Origin of the sequence: Micromonospora sp. ALFpr18c, from assembly GCF_008868155.1 — a bacterium.
GTDB lineage: Bacteria > Actinomycetota > Actinomycetes > Mycobacteriales > Micromonosporaceae > Micromonospora.
In genome coordinates this window covers 1-22,517 of record NZ_WBKR01000059.1, presented here as the reverse complement: position 1 = coordinate 22,517, position 22,517 = coordinate 1, and the positions used below count along the sequence as shown (strand labels likewise).

19 protein-coding genes are annotated in these 22,517 nt (G+C 72.8%); 8 read left to right on the top strand and 11 right to left on the bottom strand.

Annotated elements, in window-relative coordinates:
- Positions 1–64 precede the first annotated feature (64 nt).
- Both xylB and xylA read right to left on the bottom strand, forming a co-directional pair.
- Positions 65–1,492 carry a xylulokinase gene (xylB, locus tag F8271_RS13440; RefSeq protein WP_151490027.1) on the bottom strand — a complete coding sequence of 476 codons (1,428 nt, stop codon included), beginning with the start codon at positions 1,490–1,492 and terminating at the stop codon, positions 65–67.
- 9 nt (positions 1,493–1,501) lie between these two features.
- A complete protein-coding gene (xylA, locus tag F8271_RS13435) occupies positions 1,502–2,689 on the bottom strand; it encodes a xylose isomerase (RefSeq protein ID WP_151490026.1) in 1,188 nt (395 codons plus the stop codon).
- Between the two features lie 78 nt (positions 2,690–2,767).
- Between xylA and F8271_RS13430 the strand changes: the two genes are divergently transcribed.
- Positions 2,768–4,006 carry an ROK family transcriptional regulator gene (locus F8271_RS13430; protein ID WP_192580273.1) on the top strand — a complete coding sequence of 413 codons (1,239 nt, stop codon included), beginning with the start codon at positions 2,768–2,770 and terminating at the stop codon, positions 4,004–4,006.
- Positions 4,007–4,131: 125 nt separating this feature from the next.
- Positions 4,132–5,793 (top strand): PP2C family protein-serine/threonine phosphatase, encoded by a 1,662-nt coding sequence (locus F8271_RS13425; protein ID WP_192580272.1) that lies wholly within the window; start codon positions 4,132–4,134, stop codon positions 5,791–5,793.
- Positions 5,794–5,843: 50 nt separating this feature from the next.
- Here the strand turns inward: F8271_RS13425 and F8271_RS13420 are convergent, their stop codons facing one another.
- Positions 5,844–6,488, bottom strand: coding sequence for a MarR family winged helix-turn-helix transcriptional regulator (locus F8271_RS13420; protein WP_151490024.1), 645 nt, complete (start codon positions 6,486–6,488; stop codon positions 5,844–5,846).
- Between the two features lie 97 nt (positions 6,489–6,585).
- On the opposite strand from F8271_RS13420, the gene F8271_RS13415 reads away from it, so the two are divergent.
- Positions 6,586–7,716 (top strand): PP2C family protein-serine/threonine phosphatase, encoded by a 1,131-nt coding sequence (locus F8271_RS13415; RefSeq protein ID WP_151490023.1) that lies wholly within the window; start codon positions 6,586–6,588, stop codon positions 7,714–7,716.
- Between the two features lie 9 nt (positions 7,717–7,725).
- Here the strand turns inward: F8271_RS13415 and F8271_RS13410 are convergent, their stop codons facing one another.
- The 7 genes from F8271_RS13410 to F8271_RS13380 form a co-directional block, all read right to left on the bottom strand.
- Positions 7,726–9,207, bottom strand: coding sequence for a sugar transferase (locus F8271_RS13410; protein WP_151490022.1), 1,482 nt, complete (start codon positions 9,205–9,207; stop codon positions 7,726–7,728).
- A 217-nt stretch (positions 9,208–9,424) separates the two neighbouring features.
- On the bottom strand, positions 9,425–11,182 hold the full coding sequence (locus F8271_RS13405; protein ID WP_151490021.1) for a substrate-binding domain-containing protein: 1,758 nt from the start codon (positions 11,180–11,182) through the stop codon (positions 9,425–9,427).
- A gap of 138 nt (positions 11,183–11,320) precedes the next feature.
- Positions 11,321–12,358, bottom strand: coding sequence for a lactonase family protein (locus tag F8271_RS13400; RefSeq protein ID WP_151490020.1), 1,038 nt, complete (start codon positions 12,356–12,358; stop codon positions 11,321–11,323).
- 139 nt (positions 12,359–12,497) lie between these two features.
- Positions 12,498–13,100: an ATP/GTP-binding protein gene (locus F8271_RS13395; RefSeq protein ID WP_151490019.1), complete on the bottom strand. Its 603-nt coding sequence runs from the start codon at positions 13,098–13,100 to the stop codon at positions 12,498–12,500.
- Positions 13,081–13,473, bottom strand: coding sequence for a DUF742 domain-containing protein (locus F8271_RS13390; protein ID WP_151490032.1), 393 nt, complete (start codon positions 13,471–13,473; stop codon positions 13,081–13,083). Before F8271_RS13390 ends, F8271_RS13395 begins: the two co-directional genes overlap by 20 nt.
- Positions 13,460–13,882, bottom strand: a complete 423-nt coding sequence (locus F8271_RS13385; protein ID WP_151490018.1) for a roadblock/LC7 domain-containing protein — start codon at positions 13,880–13,882, stop codon at positions 13,460–13,462. Before F8271_RS13385 ends, F8271_RS13390 begins: the two co-directional genes overlap by 14 nt.
- Positions 13,882–16,326 (bottom strand): nitrate- and nitrite sensing domain-containing protein, encoded by a 2,445-nt coding sequence (locus F8271_RS13380; protein WP_151490017.1) that lies wholly within the window; start codon positions 16,324–16,326, stop codon positions 13,882–13,884. Before F8271_RS13380 ends, F8271_RS13385 begins: the two co-directional genes overlap by 1 nt.
- A gap of 445 nt (positions 16,327–16,771) precedes the next feature.
- Here F8271_RS13380 and F8271_RS13375 point away from each other — a divergent pair, with 445 nt between their 5' ends.
- The 5 genes from F8271_RS13375 (at position 16,772) to F8271_RS13355 (ending at position 21,102) form a co-directional block, all read left to right on the top strand.
- On the top strand, positions 16,772–17,368 hold the full coding sequence (locus tag F8271_RS13375; RefSeq protein WP_151490016.1) for a hypothetical protein: 597 nt from the start codon (positions 16,772–16,774) through the stop codon (positions 17,366–17,368).
- Between the two features lie 11 nt (positions 17,369–17,379).
- Positions 17,380–18,462: a hypothetical protein gene (locus F8271_RS13370; RefSeq protein WP_151490015.1), complete on the top strand. Its 1,083-nt coding sequence runs from the start codon at positions 17,380–17,382 to the stop codon at positions 18,460–18,462.
- A 187-nt stretch (positions 18,463–18,649) separates the two neighbouring features.
- Positions 18,650–20,308, top strand: coding sequence for a sodium:solute symporter family protein (locus F8271_RS13365; protein WP_151490014.1), 1,659 nt, complete (start codon positions 18,650–18,652; stop codon positions 20,306–20,308).
- A 15-nt stretch (positions 20,309–20,323) separates the two neighbouring features.
- A complete protein-coding gene (locus F8271_RS13360) occupies positions 20,324–20,632 on the top strand; it encodes a hypothetical protein (RefSeq protein ID WP_151490013.1) in 309 nt (102 codons plus the stop codon).
- A gap of 83 nt (positions 20,633–20,715) precedes the next feature.
- On the top strand, positions 20,716–21,102 hold the full coding sequence (locus F8271_RS13355) for a hypothetical protein (RefSeq protein ID WP_151490012.1): 387 nt from the start codon (positions 20,716–20,718) through the stop codon (positions 21,100–21,102).
- A gap of 122 nt (positions 21,103–21,224) precedes the next feature.
- On the opposite strand, the gene F8271_RS13350 is transcribed toward F8271_RS13355, so the two are convergent.
- On the bottom strand, positions 21,225–22,517 hold a 1,293-nt coding region (locus tag F8271_RS13350; protein WP_151490011.1), incomplete at its 5' end, for a glycoside hydrolase family 6 protein.

The window sequence follows — 22,517 nt, the reverse complement described above, 5'->3', positions numbered from 1 at the left end:
AGATCGTCACGCGGGTGGGTGCCGGTCACCGTCGACCGGCACCCACCCGCGTCGATCCCGACGGTCAGCGCCGGTCGAGCACCAACCCGCGCGCCGCGGCGTACTGGTCGCGCACGGCGGGGACGGCCGCCGCCGCGTACTCCTCGGTGCCCTCGACCGCCCAGACGGGCGGTGCGTCGCCGCCCAGGGCGACCCAGGCGGCCTGCCGGGCGGCACCGTCGGCGACGTACTCCCCGGCTGGCGGGACGACGACCGGGCAGCCGAAGACCTGCGGGGCGATCTGCCGCACCGCGGCCGACCGGGCCCCGCCGCCGACCAGGATGACCCGGCAGGCGGTGGCGCCCTGCGCGGTCAACGCGTCCAGCCCGTCGGCGAGCGCGCAGAGCATGCCCTCCACGGCGGCCCGCGCCAGGTGCGCGGGGGTCGACGTGCGCAGGGTCAGGCCGTGCACGGCACCGGTCGCGAGCGGTCGGTTCGGCGTCCGCTCACCCTCCAGGTAGGGCACCATGACCAGCCCGTCCGCCCCGGCCGGCGCGGAGAGCGCCAGTTCGGCCAGCTCGTCCAGACTGACCCCGAGCATCGCGGCGGCGGCGTCCAGCACCCGGGCCGCGTTGAGCGTGGCGACCAGCGGCAGGAAGCGACCGGACGCGTCGGCGAAGCCCGCCACCGCACCGCTCTCGTCGGCGGCCGGCACGTCGGCGACGCTGAACACGGTGCCGGAGGTGCCGATCGACACGACCACGTCACCCGGGCCGGCGCCGACGCCGAGCGCGGCGGCGGCGTTGTCCCCGGTGCCAGCCCCGAGCAGCGCTCCGCCCGGCCCACCCAGTACGTCGGACAGCTTGCCCGCCGACTCCGCCGGACCGAGCACCTCGGGCACCACCAACCGCCGACCGAAGCCCCGCTCCAGCAGGTCCAGCCGGTATTGCCCGGTGGCCGGCGACCAGTAGCTGGTGCCGCTGGCATCACCCCGGTCGGTACGCAGCGCGTCCAGCCCCGGTGCGCCGGCCAACCGCCAGGTCAGCCAGTCGTGCGGCAGGCAGACGGCCGCCACCTGAGCTGCCCGCTCCGGCTCGTGCGTGGCCAGCCAGCGCAGCTTGGTGAGTGTGAAGCTGGCCACCGGAACGCTGCCGGTGGCCTCGGCCCAGAACCGACCTCCCGCCGCGCCGCCGCCGGCCTCCTCGATCAGGTCGGCGGCGGCGTCAGCGGATCGGGGGTCGTTCCACAGCAGAGCCGGACGGACCACCTGGCCGTCCTCGTCGAGGCAGACCATGCCGTGCTGCTGGCCGGCGACCGAGACCGCAGCCACGTCGGCCAACCCGCCGGCCTGGTCGGCGGCGCTGCGCAGCGCCTGCCACCAGGCTTCCGGGTCGACCTCGGTGCCGTCCGGGTGCGGTGCTCGGCCCTGCCGGAGCAGGGCGCCGGTCTCCGCGTCCCGGATGACCACCTTGCAGGACTGTGTGGACGAGTCGACGCCCGCGACCAGCGGCATGGCGCGGCCTCAGCGAGCGCCGAGCAGGTGCTCGACGGCGAGCTGGTTGAGCCGGACGAAGGCGAAGCCCCGGGCGGCCACCGCGTCCACGTCGACATCCTCGAACGCCGACCGGTCGGCGAGCAGCTCGTCGTAACCCTCGCCGTCGTTGAGCGTCGGCGTGCTCAGCTCGCCGACCTTGCTCGCGGCCAGCGCCTCGACGACCTCCGGGTCGGCGCGGAAGGCCGCCGCCCGCTCCTTGAGCAGCAGGTACGTGCTCATGTTGGCAGCCGCCGACGCCCACACCCCGTCCATGTCCTCGGTCCGGGAGGGCTTGTAGTCGAAGTGCCGGGGGCCGTCGTAGGTCGGCCCGCCGTTCGGGCTGCCGTTCTCCAGGAGGTCCACCAGGGCGAACGCGTTCATCAGGTCACCGTGGCCGAAGACCAGGTCCTGGTCGTACTTGATGCCGCGCTGGCCGTTGAGGTCCAGGTGGAACAGCTTGCCCTGCCAGAGCGCCTGCGCGATGCCGTGGGCGTAGTTGAGCCCGGCCATCTGCTCGTGCCCGACCTCGGGGTTGAGGCCGACCATCTCCGGGTGGGCCAGCTGGGAGATGAAACCGAGCGCGTGCCCGATGGTGGGCAGCAGGATGTCGCCGCGCGGCTCGTTGGGCTTGGGCTCCAGGGCGAACCGCAGGTTGTAGCCCTTGTCGATGACGTACTGGGTGAGCAGGTCGACGGCCTCGCGGTAGCGGTCCAGGGCGGCGCGGACGTCCTTGGCGACGTCGTACTCGGAGCCCTCGCGGCCACCCCACATGACGAACGTGCTGGCGCCCAGCTCGGCGGCCAGGTCGACGTTGCGCAGCACCTTACGCAGGGCGTAGCGGCGGACGTCGCGGTCGTTGCTGGTGAAGCCGCCGTCCTTGAAGATCGGGTGGGTGAAGAGGTTGGTGGTGACCATCGGCACTACGAGGCCGGTCTCGTCGAGGGCCTTGCGGAACCGGGCGATGTGCTGGTCGCGGGTGGCGGCGTCGGCCCCGAACGGGATCAGGTCGTCGTCGTGGAAGGTGATGCCGTACGCGCCCAGCTCGGCGAGCCGGTGCACCGCCTCGACCGCGTCGAGCTCGGGGCGGGTCGCGTCGCCGAACGGGTCGCGGGCCTGCCAGCCCACGGTCCAGAGCCCGAAGGAGAACTTGTCGGCGGGGGTGGGACGGGGTGCCATGAGCAACCTCCGGGGTGGTGGTGTCCGCTATTTGTTCAGCGATTGAATTATTTGCCCACCGTATGGCACTGTCAAGGGGTGATCCGCACCCACGCCCCGGCCGGCGCGGTCCGACAGGGCAGCCTGCGCGAACTCAACCTCGCCCTGGTGCTCGGCCGGATCGCCGCCGCCGATCGCCCCCCGTCCCGAGCCGACCTGGCCACGGCGACCGGCCTGACCCGGGCCACCGTCTCCGCGGTGGTCGAGGACCTGCTCGCCGGCCGCCTCGTCGACGAGGCCGACCCCGCCCCCCGGGCCGGCGCCGGCCGCCCGGCCCGTGGACTGGTGCTGGCCGACCAGGGACCGGCCGGGCTCGGCCTGGAGGTCAACGTCGACTACCTGGCGGTCTGCGTGGTGGACCTCGCCGGCCAGGTCCGGCACCGCACGGTGCACCGGGCCGACCTGCGCCCGGTCGCTCCGGCCGACGCCCTGGCCCGACTGGTCGAGCTGGCCGGCCAGGCCCGCACCGACGCCGCCCGGCAGGGCCTCACCCTGGCCGGAGCCGCGCTCGCCGTGCCCGGCCTGGTGGACGACGCGGGGCTGGTCCGGCTCGCACCCAACCTCGGCTGGCGCGACGTCGCGGTGCCCGCGCTGCTCGCCGCGCACCCGGCGCTGACCGAGCAGGTGCCCGGCGTACCGGCGTTGGTGGTGGACAACGAGGCGAACCTCGCCGCTCTCGGCGAGCTGCACTCCCGACCGCCCGGCCCGGCCAGCTTCCTGCACATCTCCGGCGAGGTCGGCATCGGCGCCGGGATCGTGCTGGACGGCGCCCTGTTCCGCGGCGTCCGCGGCTGGAGCGGCGAGATCGGGCACCTGCCGGTCCACCCGCAGGGCCGCCCGTGCCGCTGCGGCGGACGGGGCTGCCTGGAGCAGTACGCCGGCCAGGAGGCGATCGTGGCCGCCGCCGGGCTGGCCCGGGCGGAGCTGCCCGCCGACACCGCCACGGCCCGGCTGGCCGAGCTGGCCGGGGCGGGCGACGCGGACGCGCTGCGGGCTCTGCAGGATGCCGGGACGGCACTCGGTGTCGCGGTGGCCGGCGTGGTCAATTTGCTGGACCTGGACACCGTGGTGCTCGGCGGCGGGTACGCCCCGCTGGCGCCCTGGCTGTGCCCGCCGGTGCTCACCGAGATCACCGCCCGGGTGCTCACCGCCGCCTGGTCGCCGGTCACGGTGCGGCCCTCGACACTCGGCGCGGAGGCCGCAGCGGTCGGGGCCGCCGGTTCGGTGGTCCGCCACATCATCGCCCGGCCCGCCGGATGGCTGGCCCGCACCGGCTGACCGTCCCCGGCACGCTGGGCGTCTGTCACAGGGCCTCGGTACGCTTGCCGTCAGGCAACGATCCGCAGGCGAGGAGTCCACGGCACCATGCGCACAGGTCGTCAGACGCGGGCCGGCGTCCGGCGGTGACCACGACCCGACAGGGCGGCATCGCCGGTCCGGTCAGCGGCGGTGGGCGGGTACCCCGTCGGCGGGCCGACCAACCGCTCCCGGCCGATTCCCGGTTGGCCCGCGAGCTGCTCGACGGGCTCGCCGAGGCCGTGCTGACCACCGACGAGGCCGGCCGGGTCACCCTGGTCAACGCGATGGCGGCGGAGCTGCTCCCGGAGATCACCGCCGGCACCGAGCTGGGCCGGTGCCCGGTGCCGGCACTGGCCCGGGCTGTCACCGACGACGCCGAGCGCTTCGACGGCGATCATCGCGGCCGCCGGCTGCGCGGCGCACGGCGGCAGCTCGCCGGCCACCGGTACGCCTGGTACATCCGGGACGTCACCGAGGAGCAGGCCCGCAGTGAGGCCCTGCTGGCCGAGCGGTCCCGCACCGCGTTCCTCGCCCGGGCCGGCAGCCGACTCGGATCGTCCCTGCACCGCGACCAGACGCTGCGGGCCACCGCGACGCTCGCCGTCCCCTACCTGGCCGACGCCGCCGTTGCCCTGCACCGGCCGTCCGCGCCAAACGAGCCGCACCTGCGCTGGGTCCGGTACGCCGACGGCGAGCCGTCCCCGAGCACCGGGCTCGCCGGGCCGGAGCTGACCGACACCGTCCCCGGGCTGACCGAGGCGCTGGCCGGCGACCTCACCGAGCCGAGCCCCTGGCTGGACGCCGACCTCGCCGACCTGGCCGCCGTGCTGCCACCCGGGTTCGGCCGCCCCGGCACCGTGCTGGTCAGCCCGATGCGCGCCGCCGGCGGCCCGGCCGGCGCCCTGCTGCTGATCCGCCAGGCCGGGCGGGCCGGCTTCGACCGGCGCGACATCGACCTGGCCCGCGAGTTCGCCGCCCGGGCCGGCGCCGCGCTGGCCACCGCCGATTTGTACGGCGAACAGGCCCACCTGGCCCGGGTGCTGCAGACCAGCCTGCTCCCCCCGGAGCTGCCCACGGTGCCCGGCGTCAGCCTGGCCGGCGGCTACCGGGCCGCCGGCGACACCCTGCGCATCGGCGGCGACTTCTACGAGGTGTTCCCACACCGCGACGGCGCCCTGTTCGCGCTCGGTGACGTGTGCGGCAAGGGCGTCGGCGCGGCCGTGCTGACCGGCCGGGTCCGCCAGTCGATGCAGACGCTGCGGCTGGTCGAACAGCGCCCGCTGGAGCTGATCCGGCTGCTCAACCGCGCGTTGTTCGACGCACCCGACGCGGCCCGGCGCAGCCAGTTCACCACCCTGCTGCTCGGCTCCCTGCAACGCGGGCCGACCGGCGTGGACGTGCGGATCGCCGGTGGGGGCCACCCGGCGCCGCTGCTGGTCACACCCGGCGGCACGGTCACCCCGGTCCCGATCGGCGGTATGCCGGTCGGCGCGCTGGCCACCGCCCGATTCGCCGAGACCCGGGTGCACCTCGACCCGGGCGACCTGCTGCTCGCGTACACCGACGGGGTGACCGAGGCGCGTGGCGGCCGGCGTGACGTGGAGATGTTCGGCGAGGACCGATTGCGGGCCGCGCTCGCCTCGGCGGCCGGGCTGCCGCCGGTCGCGCTGGTCGAGCGGCTGCTCCAGATGATCGACGAGTGGCAGGACGGGCAGGCCCACGACGACATCGCCATGCTGGCCGTGTGCGCGTCGGCGCCCCGGTGACGACGAGCCTCACGGTCGTCGTCGTCGTCGTCGCCGCCCGACCGGTCGGATCAGGCGGTCCGCGCCACCGGCGGCTCGCCGGTGGGCCACTCCCGGTGGGTGTCGACCGGCCGGTCCGGGGTGCCGGGCGCACTCGTCCACATCCCGCGGGGCTGCCGGTCCGGATCGCGCGGCAACTCCCCCGCCCGGCCCGGGGGCCGGTCCGGGTCGTCCAGCCAGTCCGCCCGGCCGGTCGGTCGGTCCGGGTCCTCCGGTCCACCCGGTACCGGCGCGTTCTGCGCCTGCTGCCGACGAGCGGTCTCGTCGAATTCCCGCATCCCGCGCAGCAGTGCGTCACGGCCGGCCGGGCTCATCCCGGTCAACACGGCGGTCAGCCGCGCCTGACGGTCCGCCCGCAGCTCGGCGAGGAGCCGGCGAGCCTCCGGGGTGAGGTGCAGGGCGATCTCCCGCCGGTCGAAGCGACCGGGCTCCCGCTCCAACATCCCGGCGGCGACCAACCGGTCGCAGAGTCGGCTCGCTGAGCTGAGCAGCATGTCGAGCCGGGTGGCGAGCCGACGCAGGTTGATAGCGTCGTACTGCTCCACCACCATGACAGCCCGTAACTGGACTCCGGACAACCGGTTGGTGGTCTCCTCCCGGGCGGATTCCCACACGCTCAGCAGGGCAGCCGCCGCCGCGTCCAGTGCGGCAGCCATACTCGTCTCAGGGTCCGGTGGACCGTTCACTTCGGCCATGGTGGCCCGAGACTACTCCGAACCCACAGGTGGTTGGGCTTTGAGCGAGGGAGTGGTGATGAGCGAACCGGTCAATCGGGCACGACGTGCCCTGAACGAGACACCCGCGGACCGGATCGTCGGCGGTGTCGCGGATGTCCTCGCCACCGCGTACGGGATCACCGACGCCGAGCTGTACCAGGTCGACTACCGGCTTTCGCAGCTGCTACCCCTCACGGAGGGTGACCCCATCACCGGCCCCGGGCACCCCGCGTGGCGCTCCTTCGACCACCAGTCGCCGCTGCTCGCCGACGACACCGGCTGGTTCCCGGTCAGCATGCGCGGTGAGCGACGGGGGGTGCTGCGACTGTCACCGGTGCCGAACGACCCGGCCGTCCTCAGCGAGCTGGACGAGATCGCGACCGCGCTGGCCCACGAACTGGCCGCCGTCTCCGCCGGCACCGACGTCTACCGCGCGGCGCGGCGCAGCCAGCGACTCACTCTGGCCGCGGAGATGCAGTGGGACCTGCTGCCCGGCCGCAGCCGGATCCGACCGTCGTTCAGCCTGGCCGGCCAGCTCGAACCGGCGTACGCGGTGCGCGGCGACAGCTTCGACTGGTCCGACGACGGGGAACGGCTCTGGCTGTCGACCGTCAACGGCACCGGTGAGGGTGTCGCGGCGTCGCTGCTCACCTCGCTGGCCACCCAGGCGCTGCGCAACGCCCGCCGGGCCGGACTCGACCTGGCCGACCAGGCCGCCCTCGCCGACCAGGCGATCTACGACCTGTACCGGGGTCAGCAGCACATCTCGGCGCTGCTGATGGAACTGGACCTGCGCTCCGGCGTGATGACCGTGGTCGACGCGGGCTCTCCCCGGCTGGTGCTGCTGCGCGACGGTGAGGTCACCCCGCAGCCCCTGGAGGCGCAGTTCCCGCTCGGCATGTTCGAGGCGACGGACTACCACGAGCAGAAGTTCGCGCTGGAGCGCGGCGATCGGGTCTTCGTGGTCAGCGATGGGGTCCTGGAGGCCACCGGGCAGGACGCACGCTACGGCGAGACGGCGCTGGACCGGTTCCTGCGAAGGACCGGTCCGATGGAGCCGTTGGACGCCGTCCGGTCGTTGATCGGCGACCTGCGGGCGTTCGTGGCCGGCGACCTGGTCGACGACGCGGTGGTGGTCTGCCTGGACTGGACCGGCCCGCAGACCTGACCGACGACGTCAGTACGCGCCCCGGCTGTTCAGCACCGCGCCGAAGGTCTTCCAGAGGATGGTGAGGTCGGCGGCGAGCGACCAGTTCTCCACGTAGTAGAGATCGAGTCGGATGCCGTCCTCCCAGCTCAGGTCGGACCGCCCACTGACCTGCCACAGACCGGTCATGCCGGGCTTGACCAGCAGCCGCCGGGCCACGTCGCCGTCGTAGCGGGCCACCTCCGAGGGCAGCGGCGGACGCGGCCCGACCAGGCTCATCTGACCCAGCAGCACGTTGACCAGTTGCGGCAGCTCGTCCAGTGACCACTTGCGCAGCAGCCGTCCGACCCGGGTCACCCGGGGGTCGTCGCGCATCTTGAACATCAGGCCGTCGGTCTCGTTACGGGCGGTCAGCTCGGCGAGCAGCGCGTCGGCGTTCACCACCATGGTGCGGAACTTGAACACCCCGAACTCCTTCCCGCCCCGGCCGACCCGGACCTGGCGGAACAGCACCGGCCCCCGGCTGTCGAGTTTGATGGCCAACGCGATGACCGCGATCAGCGGACAGAGCAGCGCGAGCGCCAGCGACGACACCGACCGGTCGACGAAGCCCTTCACCAGCTTGCGTGCGCCACGGAACTCGGGTGCCTCGACGTGGATCAGCGGCAGTCCGGCGACCGGCCGGGTGTGGATGCGGGGGCCGGCCACGTCGGTCAGCGCGGGCGCCACCACCAGGTCGACGCCGGTCCCCTCCAACTGCCAGCCGAGCCGGCGCAGCCGGGCCGCGGTCAGCTCACCGGAGGCGGTGACCGCGACGGTGTCCGCGCCGATCGCGGTGGCCGCCTCCGGGATGCCCCGGAACGATCCCACCACCGGTACGTCGCCGAGTCGCTGCGCCACCGGCGCCAGCAGCGCGTCCGGGATGCACGCTCCGACGACCTGGTAGCCGGCGTACGGCTCCCGGCGCAGCGTGTGCACCAACTCCAGCACGTGCGCGGTGTCGCCGACCACCAGCACCTTGCGGGACCAGCCAGCCCCACGGGAACGGGCCCGGTGCAGGCGCTTGCGGGCGGCGAAGCGGGCCACCTCCAGCCCGGCGGTGCCCACCGCGAAGGAGATGCCGAGGAAGCCTCGCGAGACACCGACGTCGGCGATGTACCCGGCGATGGCGATCGCGCCGGCCAGTCGCAGGCTGGCGGAACTGACCCGGCGGTACTCGTCCGCGCCGTAGCCGACCACCCGGTCGTCGTAGCAGCCCAACGCCTTGAGCGAGAGCAGCCAGGCCAGCACCAGACCTGGCGCCACCAGCACGTACGGGATCTTCGAGCCGCTCGGTTCCTCGTCACCGAACCGGGCGATGTGCCCGACGAGCAACGCGATGATCAGGATGGTGGTGTCCAGCACCACGAGGACCCGGACGTACGCCCGTTCGTCGGCGCGCTCCACCAGCCCGGCGGGGCGGGGCTTCGGCGTCGCGGTGCTCGCGGGGGTCAACAGCGTCGACGCACTCACCGGCCCTCCCACTCTGCTCAGGACGGCCCCGGCCGACGCGTCGGACCGGAGGCGGACCGACGATGCCGGAACACGTCGACATCCTGCCCCGACAACTATGGCGGCCGATTGCTTCGGACGTATTGCCGTCACTTTTCTTCAGCGGCGATGGACGACCGAAAGGTCCCGCCGTACCCCTGATCAGGTACGACGGGCCCGTGCGTTGCTGTGCGTCGGCTCAGCGCGGCGCCGGGGGGCGCCGGGCGATGGCGCTGAGGAAGATGCTGCCGATCTCGTTCGGGTCCTTCGTGACGAAGACGTCGCCACCGGTCACCTTCGTGATCGACTCCAGCTCGGCCTTGCTGACGCCCTCACCGATACCGATCATGATGACCTGGACCGGCCGCTCCGGATCGGCGACCCGCTTCAGCTCAGCGAGCAACTGGCCCTGGGAGATGCCGTTGCTGTCCTCGTTCTCGCCGTCGGTGAACAGCACGATCGAGTTGACCCGGCCGGGCTGCCAGTCCTCCTGTACCGCCTTGTAGGCGGCCAGGGTGGTGTCGTACAGGCCGGTGCCGCCGTCGGAGGGCTTGATGGTGGCGAGTGCCGCCTCCAGCTGAGCCCGCTGCCCGGAGAGCGGGCCGATGCCGACCAGCTCCTTGTAGTCCCGGCTGCCGACCAGCTTCGTGGAGAAGGTCCACAGGCCGATCGACCAGGAGTCGTCGAAGAGGCCGAGGCCGCGGCGCGCCGCGTCCACGGTGACCTCCTCGCGGCTCCGGTTGTTGGCGGAGGGCACCGGGTCCTTCATCGAGCCGGACACGTCGATGACGGCCAGCATCCGACCGGACTGGGTGGCGATCGACCAACTGGAGACGACCCGCTGGATGGCGGCCGGGTCCAGGCCACCCGCCGCGGTGCCGCCGTTCGCCGGTGCGGTCGGCGCGCCGCCGGAGGGGCTCGGAGCACCCTGCGGCGCATTGAAGCCGTCACCCCAGTTGCCGTCCGGCGCGCGCAGCGACTGCGCCGCCAGGCGGTCGCGGAAGCTGGGACTGGTGAGCAGCTCGAACAGCACCCGGGCCGCCGACGCCTTGGTCGGCTCGATGCCGGGCAGCACCGCGTACGGGTAGTCCAGCGGCATCGGGGCCGGCTCCATGTAGAGCGCGGCGAGCGGTACCGGCGGCTTCTTGCTGTTGTAGGCGATCACGTCCTCTTCGGAGAGCGCCGCCGCACCGAGGCCGCTGGCGATCGACGTGGCGTCGTTCGCGGTCGGGAAGCGGGCCAGCAGGTCGTTGCGCAGCGAGGACCGCCCGGTGGCCAGCGCCCGCAGCGCGCCGACGGTCGTGCCCTGCGTGTCGCCGCCGGAGGCGCTGGCGGCCGCGGTCAGCGAGAGCAGGCCGGACAGGCCGGCCGCGTCCCGGGTCGGCTCGACGATCCCGGTGCGCAGCGGGGCGCTGGTGTTGCTGACCTGCTTGAGCAGGTCGGTCCAGTTGAACTTCTTGTTGGGCCAGCCCAGGCGGGCGGCGATCGGCTCGGGCATCGCCACGACGATCGGGCTGCGCGCGATGGGCGCGCCGTTCGTCGGCGCGAACGCGCTCGCCTCCTTCTTCAACCGCAGCAGCCAGGTCGAGGAGTCGGGCACCCACACGTCCGGGCTCACGGCGGTGCCGCTGGCCTGCCCCACACCCGCGAGCACGGCACCGTGCTTCGCCGCCACCACGGCGGCAACGTCGACCGGGTCGGACGCGGACACGTCCACCCGGATGCAGGTGGGCCCCACCGCGGCGCCGTCCTTGACCCACTGGGACGCGGCGGCGTCCACCGCCGGCGCGAGCTCGGGTGCGACCGCCACGGCGAGCCGGATCTCGCCCGAGCAGCTCGGTTGGATCAACTCCCGATAGCCGAACCAGACACCGGTCGTGACGACGAGCACCGTCGCCGTCGCGGCGGCGGCTGCTAGATGGAGTTTCGAACGCATGCGATGGCGGCCTGCTGACACGGTGACCATCTTGCGTACAACGTGCCGTCCGTGCCATAACCGTTCGGACTAAAGTTACACTGAAGAGACAGTTGATCACTGATTAACGACTCAGCGTGACGACACAGTCCCGTGGTGTTGCGAAGCCGGCATAACGGTTCACGGCAGCACGCAGGTCGGGCTCGGCACGGGCACCGGTTCCCCGACCGGCTCCGGCACACCGGTGTCGACGTTGCGCCGGAAGACGCGCACCATGTCCGCCCGCTCGTCGGCCACGTAGAGATGCTCGCCGATCAATGCGAAGTGCCGGGGCCACTCGCCGCCGGTGTCCACCTCGGCGACCAGCTCGGGCAACTCCCCCGCGAGATCGAAGACGGCGATGGTGCCGACTCCCCGGTTGGCGACGTAGAGGAAACGGCCGTCCGGGCCGACCGCGACCTCCGACGGCTGGACGTGACCCGAGCGTTCGCTCGCCTCCACCCGACCACGCTGATGCAGCGCGCCGTCCTCGGTCAGCTCGTACGCGGTGACCGAGGCGTCCAGCTCGCCGACGAGGTAGCACCGGCGTCCGTCCGGGTGCCGGGCCAGGTGCCGTGGGCCGGTGCCGGGTGCCGTCCGCACCCGCGGCCCGCGGGGCACCAGCCGCCCGGTCGCGACGTCCAGGTCGTACCGGTAGACCGAGTCCGTGCCGAGGTCCACCGCGAGCAGCGGCCCTCGGCCGGCCCCCGGCGAGACCATGTGGGTGTGCGCCTGCTCCTGACGCTCCGGGTCCGGACCGTGCCCCTCGTGCACCACCAGGTCGGTGCGCTCACCGGGGACGCCCTGCTCGTCGAGCGGGAACACCGCGATGCTGCCACCGCCGTAGTTGGCCGCCACCAGGTGCGTGCCGTCCGGGAGCACCGCCAAGTGGCAGGGCTCGGCCCCGCCGGTCGGCCGGCTGCCGAGCGGGTCCAACGCGCCGTCATGACCGACCCGCCAGGCGCTGATCTCGCCGTCCTTCAGCTCGTTGGCCGCGTAGAGGACGGGCTGGGTGGGGTGCCGCGCCAGGAAGGAGGGGGACGGGGTGACCGCGACCGTGCCGAGCGGGGTCAGTGCCCCGGTGGCCGGGTCGCGGCGGGCCGCGACGATGCCGCTGCCCCGTCCGCCGCTCTGCGCGGTGTAACCCCCGATGTGGACGACCTCGCCCTGAGCACTCACGTCCCACCCCTCCGCCGGTTTTCCTTCGTCGATCCAACCAGAGGCTGCCCACGAATCCCGCGCGTTAACCGGCTTTCCGGCACCCGGATCGACGCCGCCGCGTGGTCGCCGACGCCGATCCGGGTGGGACGCGCGCGGGTCAGGCGGCCGGCACCGGCTCTCCACGCTGGCGGGCCACGTGCTCCACCAGGGAGATCAACACCAGTTTGCCGGACTGCCGGTCGCGGGCGTCGCAGAGCACCATGGGCACGTCCGGATCCAGGTCGAGCGCCCGGCGCACGGTGTCCAGGTTGAACCGGCGGGCGTCGTCGAAGCAGTTCACGCCCACCACGAACGGGATGCCGCGCTGCTCGAAGTAGTCGATGGAGGGGAAGCAGTCGGCCAGCCGCCGGGTGTCGGCGAGCACCACCGCGCCGAGCGCGCCGAAGGCCAGCTCGTCCCAGAGGAACCAGAACCGGTCCTGGCCCGGGGTGCCGAAGAGGTAGACCTGAAGATCATCGTTGATGGTGATGCGGCCGAAGTCCATCGCCACCGTGGTGGTCGACTTCCCCTCGACACCGGAGATGTCGTCGGTGCCGATCCCCGCCCCGGTCAACACCTCCTCGGTCTGCAACGGGCGGACCTCGCTGAGCGCGCTCACCAGGGTCGTCTTGCCGGCCCCGAAGCCACCGGCGATGAGGATCTTCAGTGCCAGCGGGATGGTGACGCCGGAGCCCGCATGGTCAAAGTTCACGGAGTCCACTGACCACCGCCTTGAGAATGTCGTCGTCGGGAAGTTTGCCGGCGCCCGGCGGCTCGTGCACCGCGACCAGGCCCTGGGCGAGGAGGTCACCGAGCAGCACCCGGACGACCCCGACCGCGAGATCCAGCTCGGCCGCCAACTCGGCCACCGACACCGGTCGGCGGGCGAGCGCGACCAGCCGCCGATGCTCCGGGAGCAGCCGGGGATGGGCCGCCGGGTCGAGATCCGATCCGGCGAGCACGAACGCGACCAGGTCGAACCCGTCGGCGGCGGAGCGCACCCGACCGCCGGTGAGGATGTACGGACGCGCTACCGGCCCGGCGTCGTTGTCCAGCCACTCGTGCTGGGGGCCGGGTGGCTCAGCCCACGTCACCGGCACCCGCCGACGGTCGGGCCGGAACGGTGAGGTTCTCCCCCACCCGGATGACCAACATCGCCATCTCGTACGCGACCAGACCGATGTCCGCGTCGGCGTCGCTCACCACGGCCAGGCAGGTGCCCTGGCCGGCGGCGGTGACGAAGAGGTACGCCGACTCCATCTCCACCACGGTCTGCCGGACCGGACCGCCGTCGACGTGCCGGCTGGCGCCCCGGGCCAGGCTGGAGAACCCGGCGGCGAGTGCGCAGAGGTGCTCGGCGCCGGAGCGCTCCAGCTCGGCCGAGGAGCCGAGCAGCAGCCCGTCCGCCGAGAGCACCACTGCTTCCCGGGCGGCCGGGACGCGTTCCACCAACTCGTCGAGCAGCCAGTCGAGGCCGGCGCTCTGCTTCGTCGAATGCGGCACTAGGCGTCCCTCTCAGTCGCGGTCGGTGATTCGGGGGCCGGCACCGGCCGGGGATGCCTCGGTGCGACGGCCCCCGGCTCGGCAGCCGGATCGGTACCCGGGTCGGCGCTGACCGGGCTGGTCGGATTCGGTCGGGTGGCCGGGCTCGCCGGGTTGGCGCGACCCACCGGAGCGGCTGGGATGGGCTGCGTGTCCGCGTCGCCCGAGCTGTTCTCCGGGGCCGGTGTCGCCGCCGCCGGGGTGACGACGGTGGCGCGCCCCCGGGCGGTGCCGGCCTGGAGGGCGGCCATGACCCGGCGTACCTCCTCCGGAGAGCGGGGCGACGGGGTGTCGGTGACGGTCGAGCGGGATCGGGTGGCGGGGGTCTGCCGACGTACCCGGCGGGGCAGGCCGTCCAGCTCGTCGCCCGCCGCGTCCGGCGATGCCTCGCCGGTCGGCGCGACCGGCGCCGGTGCCGCGACGGGCGGAGGGCTGGCCGGCGGGGCGTCGACGGTGAGCGACCGGGTACGGCCGGCCCGGACCGGCGCGGCACCCAGCGTGGCCGGGTCGGGACCGGCCGGCGGCTCGGTGGTGACCAGCTCGGCGGGGACCAGCACCACGGCGGTCACCCCGCTGTCCCCGGACGATCGCAGGCGCACCCGGACGCCGTGCCGGGCCGCCAGCCGGGCCACCACGAACAGGCCGAGTCGGGCGCTCTGCGCCGGGTCGAACTCGGGCGAGCTGGTCAGCCGGTTGTTGGCGCTCTCCAGCGCCGTGGCGGACATCCCCAGACCCTGGTCGGTGATCTCCAGGGCGTACCCGTTGGCGACCTGCTCCCCCGAGACCGTGACCCTGGTGTCCGGCGCGGAGAAGGCGGTCGCGTTCTCGATCAGCTCGGCGAGCAGGTGGATGACGTCGCCGACGGCCCGGCCCAGCACGCCGGCCGGCTGCACGGCGGTGATGTCCACCCGGTCGTACGCCTCGACCTCGCTGGTCGCGCCCCGGATCAGGTCGACCATCGCGACCGGGTTGCGCCAGCCCCGGCCGGGCGCGGAGCCGGCGAGGATCACCAGGTCCTCGGCGTGCCGGTGCAGTCGGGTGGCCAGGTGGTCCACCTGGAACAGTTCGGCCAGCTCGTCCGGGTCCTCGGCGCGCCGCTCCATCCGATCCAGCAGGTGCAGCTGCCGGTGCACCAGGCCCTGGCTGCGGCGGGCGATGTTGAGGAAGACCTCGTTGAGCCCTCGGCGCAGGGTGACCTCGTCCACCGCCGCCTGGACGGCCGTCCGCTGCACCTCGGTGAAGGCCCGCCCGACCTCGCCGATCTCGTCGTGGCCGTACTCCAGCGGGGGCGCCTCCCGGGCCACGTCGACCTGCTCGCCGCGACGCAGCCGGGCCACCACGTCCGGCAGGCGGTGTTCGGCCAGCTCCAGCGCGGCGGTGCGCACCCCGCTGAGCCGTCGGACCAGCGTGCGGCCCACCCGCAACGCCACCAGCACCGAGACCACCACGGCGAGGAGACCGAGCACCCCGGCGGCGGCCAGCCGGACCAGGATCCGGACCGCCATCGGCACCGAGCGGTCGGTGAGACCGTCCGCCTCGGCCAGCTCGAAGTCGCGCAACTGCTGCTGGACGGCGTCGTAGCTGGCCTGCCAGGCCGCCGCGTCCACCGGTGGTCGACCGGACCGGTTGGCCGCGACCAGCGCGTCCTGCATGGCGCGCAGGCTGGTGAACGCGGCGCTCTCGGTCAACCGCTGGTACGCCGTGCGCCCGGCCTCGGGCAGGTCGGCCACCGCGCTCTCGGTGAGCCACCGCTGGTTGCCGATGGCCTGCACGAGCTGGGCGTGTTCCCCGTCGGCGAACCGGCCGGCGGTCAGCACGCCGGCCAGCATGGCGTCGGTCTGGCCGAGCAGTTCCCGCGAGCGTCCCAGGGCGGTGAGCGCCAGCGCCTGCCGGTTGATGGCGGGATCGTTCAGGGTCGCCATCCCGGCGAACGCCTGGAAGGCCGCGGAGACCATGCCGCTGTACAGGCCCAGCGCGCCGGTGCGGTCCATCATGCGGTCGTCGATGAAGTCCCGGCCGGTGGGCAGCGCCGCCAGTGCGGTGAGCAGCCGGTCGACGCGGTCCTCCAACAGGTCGTCGGCGGCGTCGCGCAACGCCTCCCCGTCCACCCGACGGCGCAGCTCGGTGATCGCCCGGTCGGTGCGCTGACGCTGCTCGGCGAGGGCCGGCAGCTCGGTGGTGCCGGCGAGCTGCACCACCGACAGCCGGCGTTCGCGTTGCAGCTCGCTGACCACGGCCTCGCCGGGGCGCCCCAGGTCGTAGAGCAGGGTGCGGGCGGAGAGCAGGTTCAGAGCGGGGCCGAAGGTCAACGTCGTCGCGAAGATCCACAGTGCCAGCAACGCGGTCACCGGAGCGACGACCAACGCGGTCAGCTTCGAGCGGATCGGCCAGTCGCGGGTTCTCATCAGACCTCGCCCGTACAGGGGTGGCAGGAGGGGCGCCGGCACCGGCCGGGCAGCGCGCGGACCGGCTGGGCCCGGCGGCGACGCCGGACATCGGCGCGCGCGCCTTGGGCAGGATACGTAATCGCGGCCGGTTGCACTACCGCCCGTCGCGCCGACATCGACGCTCCGGAATGCGCCGCCTCCACGCCGGTTGGTCGGCGGGGCGCCCGTTTCGGTACGGGACGGCTCAGGTGTCGTCGGCGCTGCGCGCCGTTTCACCAAACGCACTTCTGGAACGAGTCAAGTTTTGCCTCGCGGGAGGGCGGCACCCCACGTCAGGGCCGCAATCGGAAGCGGACCGGAGGGACGTTTCCGGACGGCGGACGCGGGCCGACGAGGAAAGTGCCCCGGAACGGGATTGGCGATCAGTACGCCGAGGGAATACCAGGTGACGAAGGAGGAGCCCATGTCGCCCACGCAGGTAATCGTCATCGTGCTCGTCGTGCTGGTGATCGTCGCCGCGCTGGCCGTGGCCGTCCGGTCGCTCGGCCGGCGCCGCGCGCTGCGCAACCGTTTCGGGCCGGAGTACGACCGGGTGGTGGCCGAGCAGGACAGCCGGTCCGCCGCGGAGCGCGAGCTGCGCGACCGGGAACGCCGGCACGCCGAGCTCACGCTCACCCCGCTCAGCCCGGAGTCCCGGGCCCGCTACGCCGCCGCCTGGGAGGAGATCCAGGTCCGCTTCATCGACTCGCCGGGCGAGACCGTGGGCGACGCGGATGAACTGGTCACCCGGCTCATCGAGGAGCAGGGCTACCCGACCGGGGACTTCTCCGACCACATCGCCCACCTCTCCGTCGACCACGCCCGCACTCTGACCAACTACCGGGACGCGCACGAGATCCACCTGCGCAACACCCGGGGTGAGGCGAGCACCGAGGAACTGCGCCAGGCGGTGGTGCACTACCGGTCCCTCTTCACCGACCTGCTCGGTGAGGAACCGGTCGGTCACCGCGCACCCGAACAGCGCCACCCGGACACCCCGCACGACGCCACGAGCCGCTGAGGAGGCCGCCGATGCGCCAGGAAGAGCAGCAGGTGAGCAACGACCACCCGGAGGCCGTACGGTCAACGCCGGTTCCGGTACCGCCAACCGGTGACCGTGCCGACCGTGCCGATTCGCCCGAGGACGCCCTGGACGAGCGGGGTGCCTTCGACGACCCGGACGCCGGCCGCGAGCCCACCGACGGCACCGGACGGGACGCCGCGTACGACCCCGCCGACGAGGACCTGACCGACGACACCGACACCCGCCACCGGGGGGACGACCGGTCCACCGACGAGGGTGGGTTCCACGAGCCGGGGCCGCTGCCGACGGTCTTCGGCGCCACCACGGTGGGCGACGCGGTCGCCGCCTCCGCACTGGCCAGCCCGCGTCGACAGGACCAGCCGGACCCTCGGGCCGAGCGGACCGCGGAGCCGGGCGACGGTGCCGAGGACGGCGAGCGTGAGGGCCTGCGGGCCGACCCGACCGCCGAGCTGCACCGCCGTGACGCGGACGTGGACAGCACGGACGTCTACGACGCGGACCGGCACGACGCGGACCGGCCCGACACGGATGGCTACGACACGGACGGCGACGGCCGCGCCGACGCGGACACGTCCGCGCGGACGGTCGTACCGCCGGGGGCGACGGACGGCGCACCGGAGCGGCGCGACGACCTGACCGACGGCTCGGACATCGCCACCGCGGGCGCGGTCGGCTACGGCAGCGCGACACCGGAGATGGTCGACCCGGACGCGGACGCCGAACCGGTCACCACCGAGGCCAGCGGCACCTCGCTGGAGTCTGCCGGCACGTCCCGGCCCGCCGGGTCGACCGTCGCGGCCGAGCCGGCCACGCTCCTCGACGGGGACACCGCGCAGGGCTTCCGGGACCGGTGGCGCGACGTGCAGCTGCGGTTCGTCGACGACCCGCAGGCCGCGGCCGGCGAGGCGCAGTCACTGGTGGAGGAGGCCATCCAGGCCCTCTCCTCGGCGCTCGCCGCGCAGAAGAGCACGCTGGGTGGTTGGCAGGACGCCGGCTCGGCGGACACCGAGCAGCTACGGATGGCGGTCCGCAACTACCGCGACTTCCTGGACCGCGTACTCGGTCGCTGACGTCACCCGACCCGAAGGGCGCCCCAGCCGTCAGGCCGGGCCCCTTCGGCGTGCGGTCGCGGGTCGCGAGACCGCCCGAGCGGGCCGGAACACAACCGGAACCGCCGTGCAGGCGTGAAACCGCGCGTACCGGGTAATAGGGCGCGCGCATCGAACCGGTGCCAGCGTCGGGACGAGGGGTGACGGGATGGACGGCGGCGGTCTTCGGCTCAACATGAACGGGCTGGACTACCTGATTCTGGCGCTGTACTTCGTCACCGTCCTCGGGGTGGGCTTCGCGGCCCGACGGGCGATCCGGACCAGCGTCGACTTCTTCCTCTCCGGCCGGTCCCTCCCGGCCTGGGTGACCGGTCTCGCCTTCGTCTCGGCGAACCTGGGCGCCCTGGAGATCATCGGCATGGCCGCGAACGGCGCCCAGTACGGCGTGATGACGGTCCACTACTACTGGATCGGCGCGGTGCCGGCGATGGTGTTCCTGGGCATCGTGATGATGCCCTTCTACTACGGCTCCAAGGTCCGCAGCGTGCCGGAGTACCTGCGGCTGCGGTTCAACCGCCCCACGCACCTGCTCAACGCGCTCAGCTTCGCCGTCGCCCAGGTGCTGATCGCCGGCGTGAACCTCTACGCGCTGGCCCTGGTGATGCAGGCGCTGCTCGGCTGGCCGCTCTGGACCGCGGTCGTCGTCGGCGCGGCGATCGTGCTGGCGTACATCACCATCGGTGGTCTGTCCGGGGCGATCTACAACGAGGTGCTCCAGTTCTTCGTCATCCTGGCGGGACTCATCCCGGTCACCGTGATCGGCCTGGTCAAGGTCGGTGGGGTGAACGGCCTGATGGACGCGGTGCGGGACTCCAAGCTCGGCGAGGCGGGCCTGCACGCCTGGCAGGACACCGGCAGCACCGCCAACCCGCTGGGTGCGCAGTGGATCGGTATCGTCTTCGGCCTCGGTTTCGTGCTGTCGTTCGGCTACTGGACGACGAACTTCGCCGAGGTGCAGCGCGCCCTCTCGGCGAAGAACATGAGCGCCGCCCGGCGTACGCCGATCATCGCCGCGTACCCGAAGCTGTTCATCCCCCTGGTCACGATCATCCCGGGCCTGGTGGCCCTGGTGACGGTCAAGGGCCTGGGCGCGGAGAGCGGCGACCTGCAGTACAACAACGCAATCCCGCTGCTGATGCGTGATCTGCTCCCCAACGGCGTGCTCGGGGTGGCGGTCACCGGCCTGCTCGCCTCGTTCATGGCCGGCATGGCGGCCAACGTGAGCGGCTTCAACACCGTCTTCACCTACGACATCTGGCAGGCGTACCTGCGTCCCGGCCGGTCGGACGAGTACTACCTGCGGATCGGTCGGTGGGCGACGGTCGCCGCCGTGGTGGTCGGGATCGGCACCGCGTTCATCGCGGCCGGCTTCAGCAACATCATGAACTACATCCAGGCGCTCTTCTCGCTGTTCAACGCGCCGCTGTTCGCCACCTTCATCATCGGCATGTTCTGGAAGCGGATGAGCGCCCTCGCCGGCTTCTGGTCGCTGCTGCTGGGCACCCTGGCGTCGCTGGCCACCTACCTGCTCTACAAGGGCGGTGTCATCGACTTCAACTCCGACCTGGAGGAGAGCTTCTGGGGGGCCGGCATCGCGTTCGTCACCGTGGCGGTGGTCGCCGTGATCATGACCCCGCTCACCGCGCCCAAGCGCGACGAGGAACTGCGTGGCCTGGTGTACGGGCTGGGCGGCGTCGACCTGAAGGGCGACGTGCTCGCCGGGGACGCCGTCTGGTACCGCTCCCCCCTTCTGCTCGGCGTGATCGCGGTCGTGCTGGCCGCTCTCTTCTACATCCCGGTCTTCTAGGAAAGGAGTCGGCAGATGAGCAACGACGGCCAGCCGGCGCAGGATCCGCTGATCGACGAGACGCAGGCGGAGCAGCGTCGTTCCGCGGCCGCCCGCTTGTTCGACATCCGTCGGGTGATCGGGGGCCTCTTCGTGGCGTACGGGATCGTCGTGACGTTGATCGGCATCTTCGACAGCCGGGCCGAGATCGACAAGGCAGAGGGGGTGCGGATCAACCTGTGGGCGGGTTTGGTGATGCTCACCTTCGGGCTGTTCATGCTGCTCTGGCAGTGGTTGCGCCCGGCGGAACCGCCGCCGCCGAACGAGCAGCAGCCCGGCGCCTGATCGACCGACCCGCGCGCATGGCGGCCCTCGCACCGGGTAGCCGAGGGGGATAGGGCAACGCGCCGGACACAGGAGGCGACACCATGACCGATCGCGACCGCCGACCGCCGCTGGAGGAGAGCCCGGAGATGGCCGCCGCGGCGGACGACGACAGCACCGTCCCGCAGCTGCGCGGCGGGGGCGGGCCCGACCGGGACACCCCGGGCTTCGCCGAGCCCCGCAATCGGCCGCCGGACCTCGCGCCGGACACCGATGAGCTGATCGGCGACCCGTACGCCGCGGGCACCGGGGCGACCGGGACGGGCACCGGGGCCGGCGGGGACAACATCCGTACCGGCGCCGAGCAGCCGTGGGAGCCGGAGGATCTGGTGATGGCCCGCGGGCAGGACCTCACGCCGGAGAACCTGGACAAGGCCCGCCGCGACCTGGCCGAGCAGGGTCGGGCGGCGATCGAGCGCACGGTGCCCTGATCCGCGCGTGACAAGGGGGGTCCCCGACCCGACCGTCACGGTCGGGTCGGGGACCCGGGGGAACCTGCCGCCGGCAGTGCCTCACCTACTGCCGGCGGCGGGTGGGTGCGGGAGCGATCCGGTCAGAGCGCCGGGTACGCGTTGCGCATCAGCTCCTGGAACTGCGCGGAGAACCACGCACCCGAGATCGGCGCGTTGGCGAGCGCTCCGGACGGGTTGTTGCCGTTGCGGGCGTTGCCGCCGTACGTCGGGTCGCACATCCGGTCGAAGCCCTTGCCCTCGGTGTTCGGGATCTCCTTGCTGGAGCCGTCCGACTCACCCGGGGGCTTCACCCAGACGTAGGCGTCGATGCCCGGCTCCGGGTTCGCCCGGGGCCGCTCGCCGATGCCCGCGCCGGACTGGTTGCACCAGTTGCCGAGGTGGATCCGGCGGTCGATGCGGCCACCGTTGACGTAGGTGTCGACGCTGGTCGTCGCACCCGGGCCGGTGGGCCGGGCGGAGCCGCCCCAACCGTTGCGGGAGGTGTCGATCAGCATGCCGATGTTGGAGTTGAAGCCGACCGAGACCAGCTTGTCGCGGAACGCCTGGGCGAACGACAGCTCGTCGACGTAGAAGTTCCAGTCGACCCACTTGGACTGCCGCACCGTCTGACCGTTGACCGTGTCGGTGACCTTGAAGTACGGCTCACGCAGGGCCGAGTAGTTGGCGGTGTTGGTGATGAAGCCGTGCACGTTGTTGACCGTGCTGCCGGAGGCGACCGCGGCGGTCTTCAGGATGTCGGCGGTCGGGCCGAAGTTGGTGTCCCAGCCGAGCCAGCCATGGTGGCCAGCGTCGATGTAGTTGTAGACGTTGCCGATCGCGCCCAGCTTGGCCAGGGCGTAGCCGACACCGTTGACGTACGCGCCGTTGGCCTTGACCGTGTCGCACATCGCCGTGCCGCCGGCCTGGCCGGAGGTGTTGGTGATCAGGTTGGGCAGCGAGTCGATCTCGATGACGTTGATGATCCGCAGGTTGCGGTACTTCGCGTCGCTCTGGATCGCGGCGATCGGGTCGATGTACTCGGCCTTGTAGCGAGGCAGCTCGTTCGGACCCAGCTCTCCGTTGGAGGCGAGCGCGGAGCAGTCCCGACCCGGCAGGTTGTAGATCACGAACTGGATGTACCCGGCGCCCTGGCGCAGCGCCTCGTCCAGGTGGTCGCGTACCCCGAAGGCGCCGTTGGAGCTGCTGTCCGGGGTGCCGTTGATGGCGGCGATCCGGTCCAGCCAGACGGCGGTGGGGTTGTTGGAGACGCGACTTCCGCCGGTCTCGGCGTCGGCCTTGGCCTTCCACTCCGGGTTGACGTAGCCGCGCGCTCCGGCGTACGGGTTGTCCACCTTCGTCCCCGTCGGGGGCGGGGTGGTGGTGGGCGGCGGGTC

Bases quoted from the DNA above. Each gene is read 5' to 3' on its own strand.
- xylA (WP_151490026.1), bottom strand. From the start codon at position 2,689: ATGGCACCCCGTCCCACCCCCGCCGACAAGTTCTCCTTCGGGCTCTGG.
- F8271_RS13420 (WP_151490024.1), bottom strand. From the start codon at position 6,488: ATGGCTGCCGCACTGGACGCGGCGGCGGCTGCCCTGCTGAGCGTGTGG.
- F8271_RS13375 (WP_151490016.1), top strand. From the start codon at position 16,772: ATGTCGCCCACGCAGGTAATCGTCATCGTGCTCGTCGTGCTGGTGATC.
- F8271_RS13355 (WP_151490012.1), top strand. From the start codon at position 20,716: ATGACCGATCGCGACCGCCGACCGCCGCTGGAGGAGAGCCCGGAGATG.
- F8271_RS13380 (WP_151490017.1), bottom strand. From the start codon at position 16,326: ATGAGAACCCGCGACTGGCCGATCCGCTCGAAGCTGACCGCGTTGGTC.
- F8271_RS13365 (WP_151490014.1), top strand. From the start codon at position 18,650: ATGGACGGCGGCGGTCTTCGGCTCAACATGAACGGGCTGGACTACCTG.
- xylB (WP_151490027.1), bottom strand. From the start codon at position 1,492: ATGCCGCTGGTCGCGGGCGTCGACTCGTCCACACAGTCCTGCAAGGTG.
- F8271_RS13415 (WP_151490023.1), top strand. From the start codon at position 6,586: ATGAGCGAACCGGTCAATCGGGCACGACGTGCCCTGAACGAGACACCC.
- F8271_RS13370 (WP_151490015.1), top strand. From the start codon at position 17,380: ATGCGCCAGGAAGAGCAGCAGGTGAGCAACGACCACCCGGAGGCCGTA.
- F8271_RS13360 (WP_151490013.1), top strand. From the start codon at position 20,324: ATGAGCAACGACGGCCAGCCGGCGCAGGATCCGCTGATCGACGAGACG.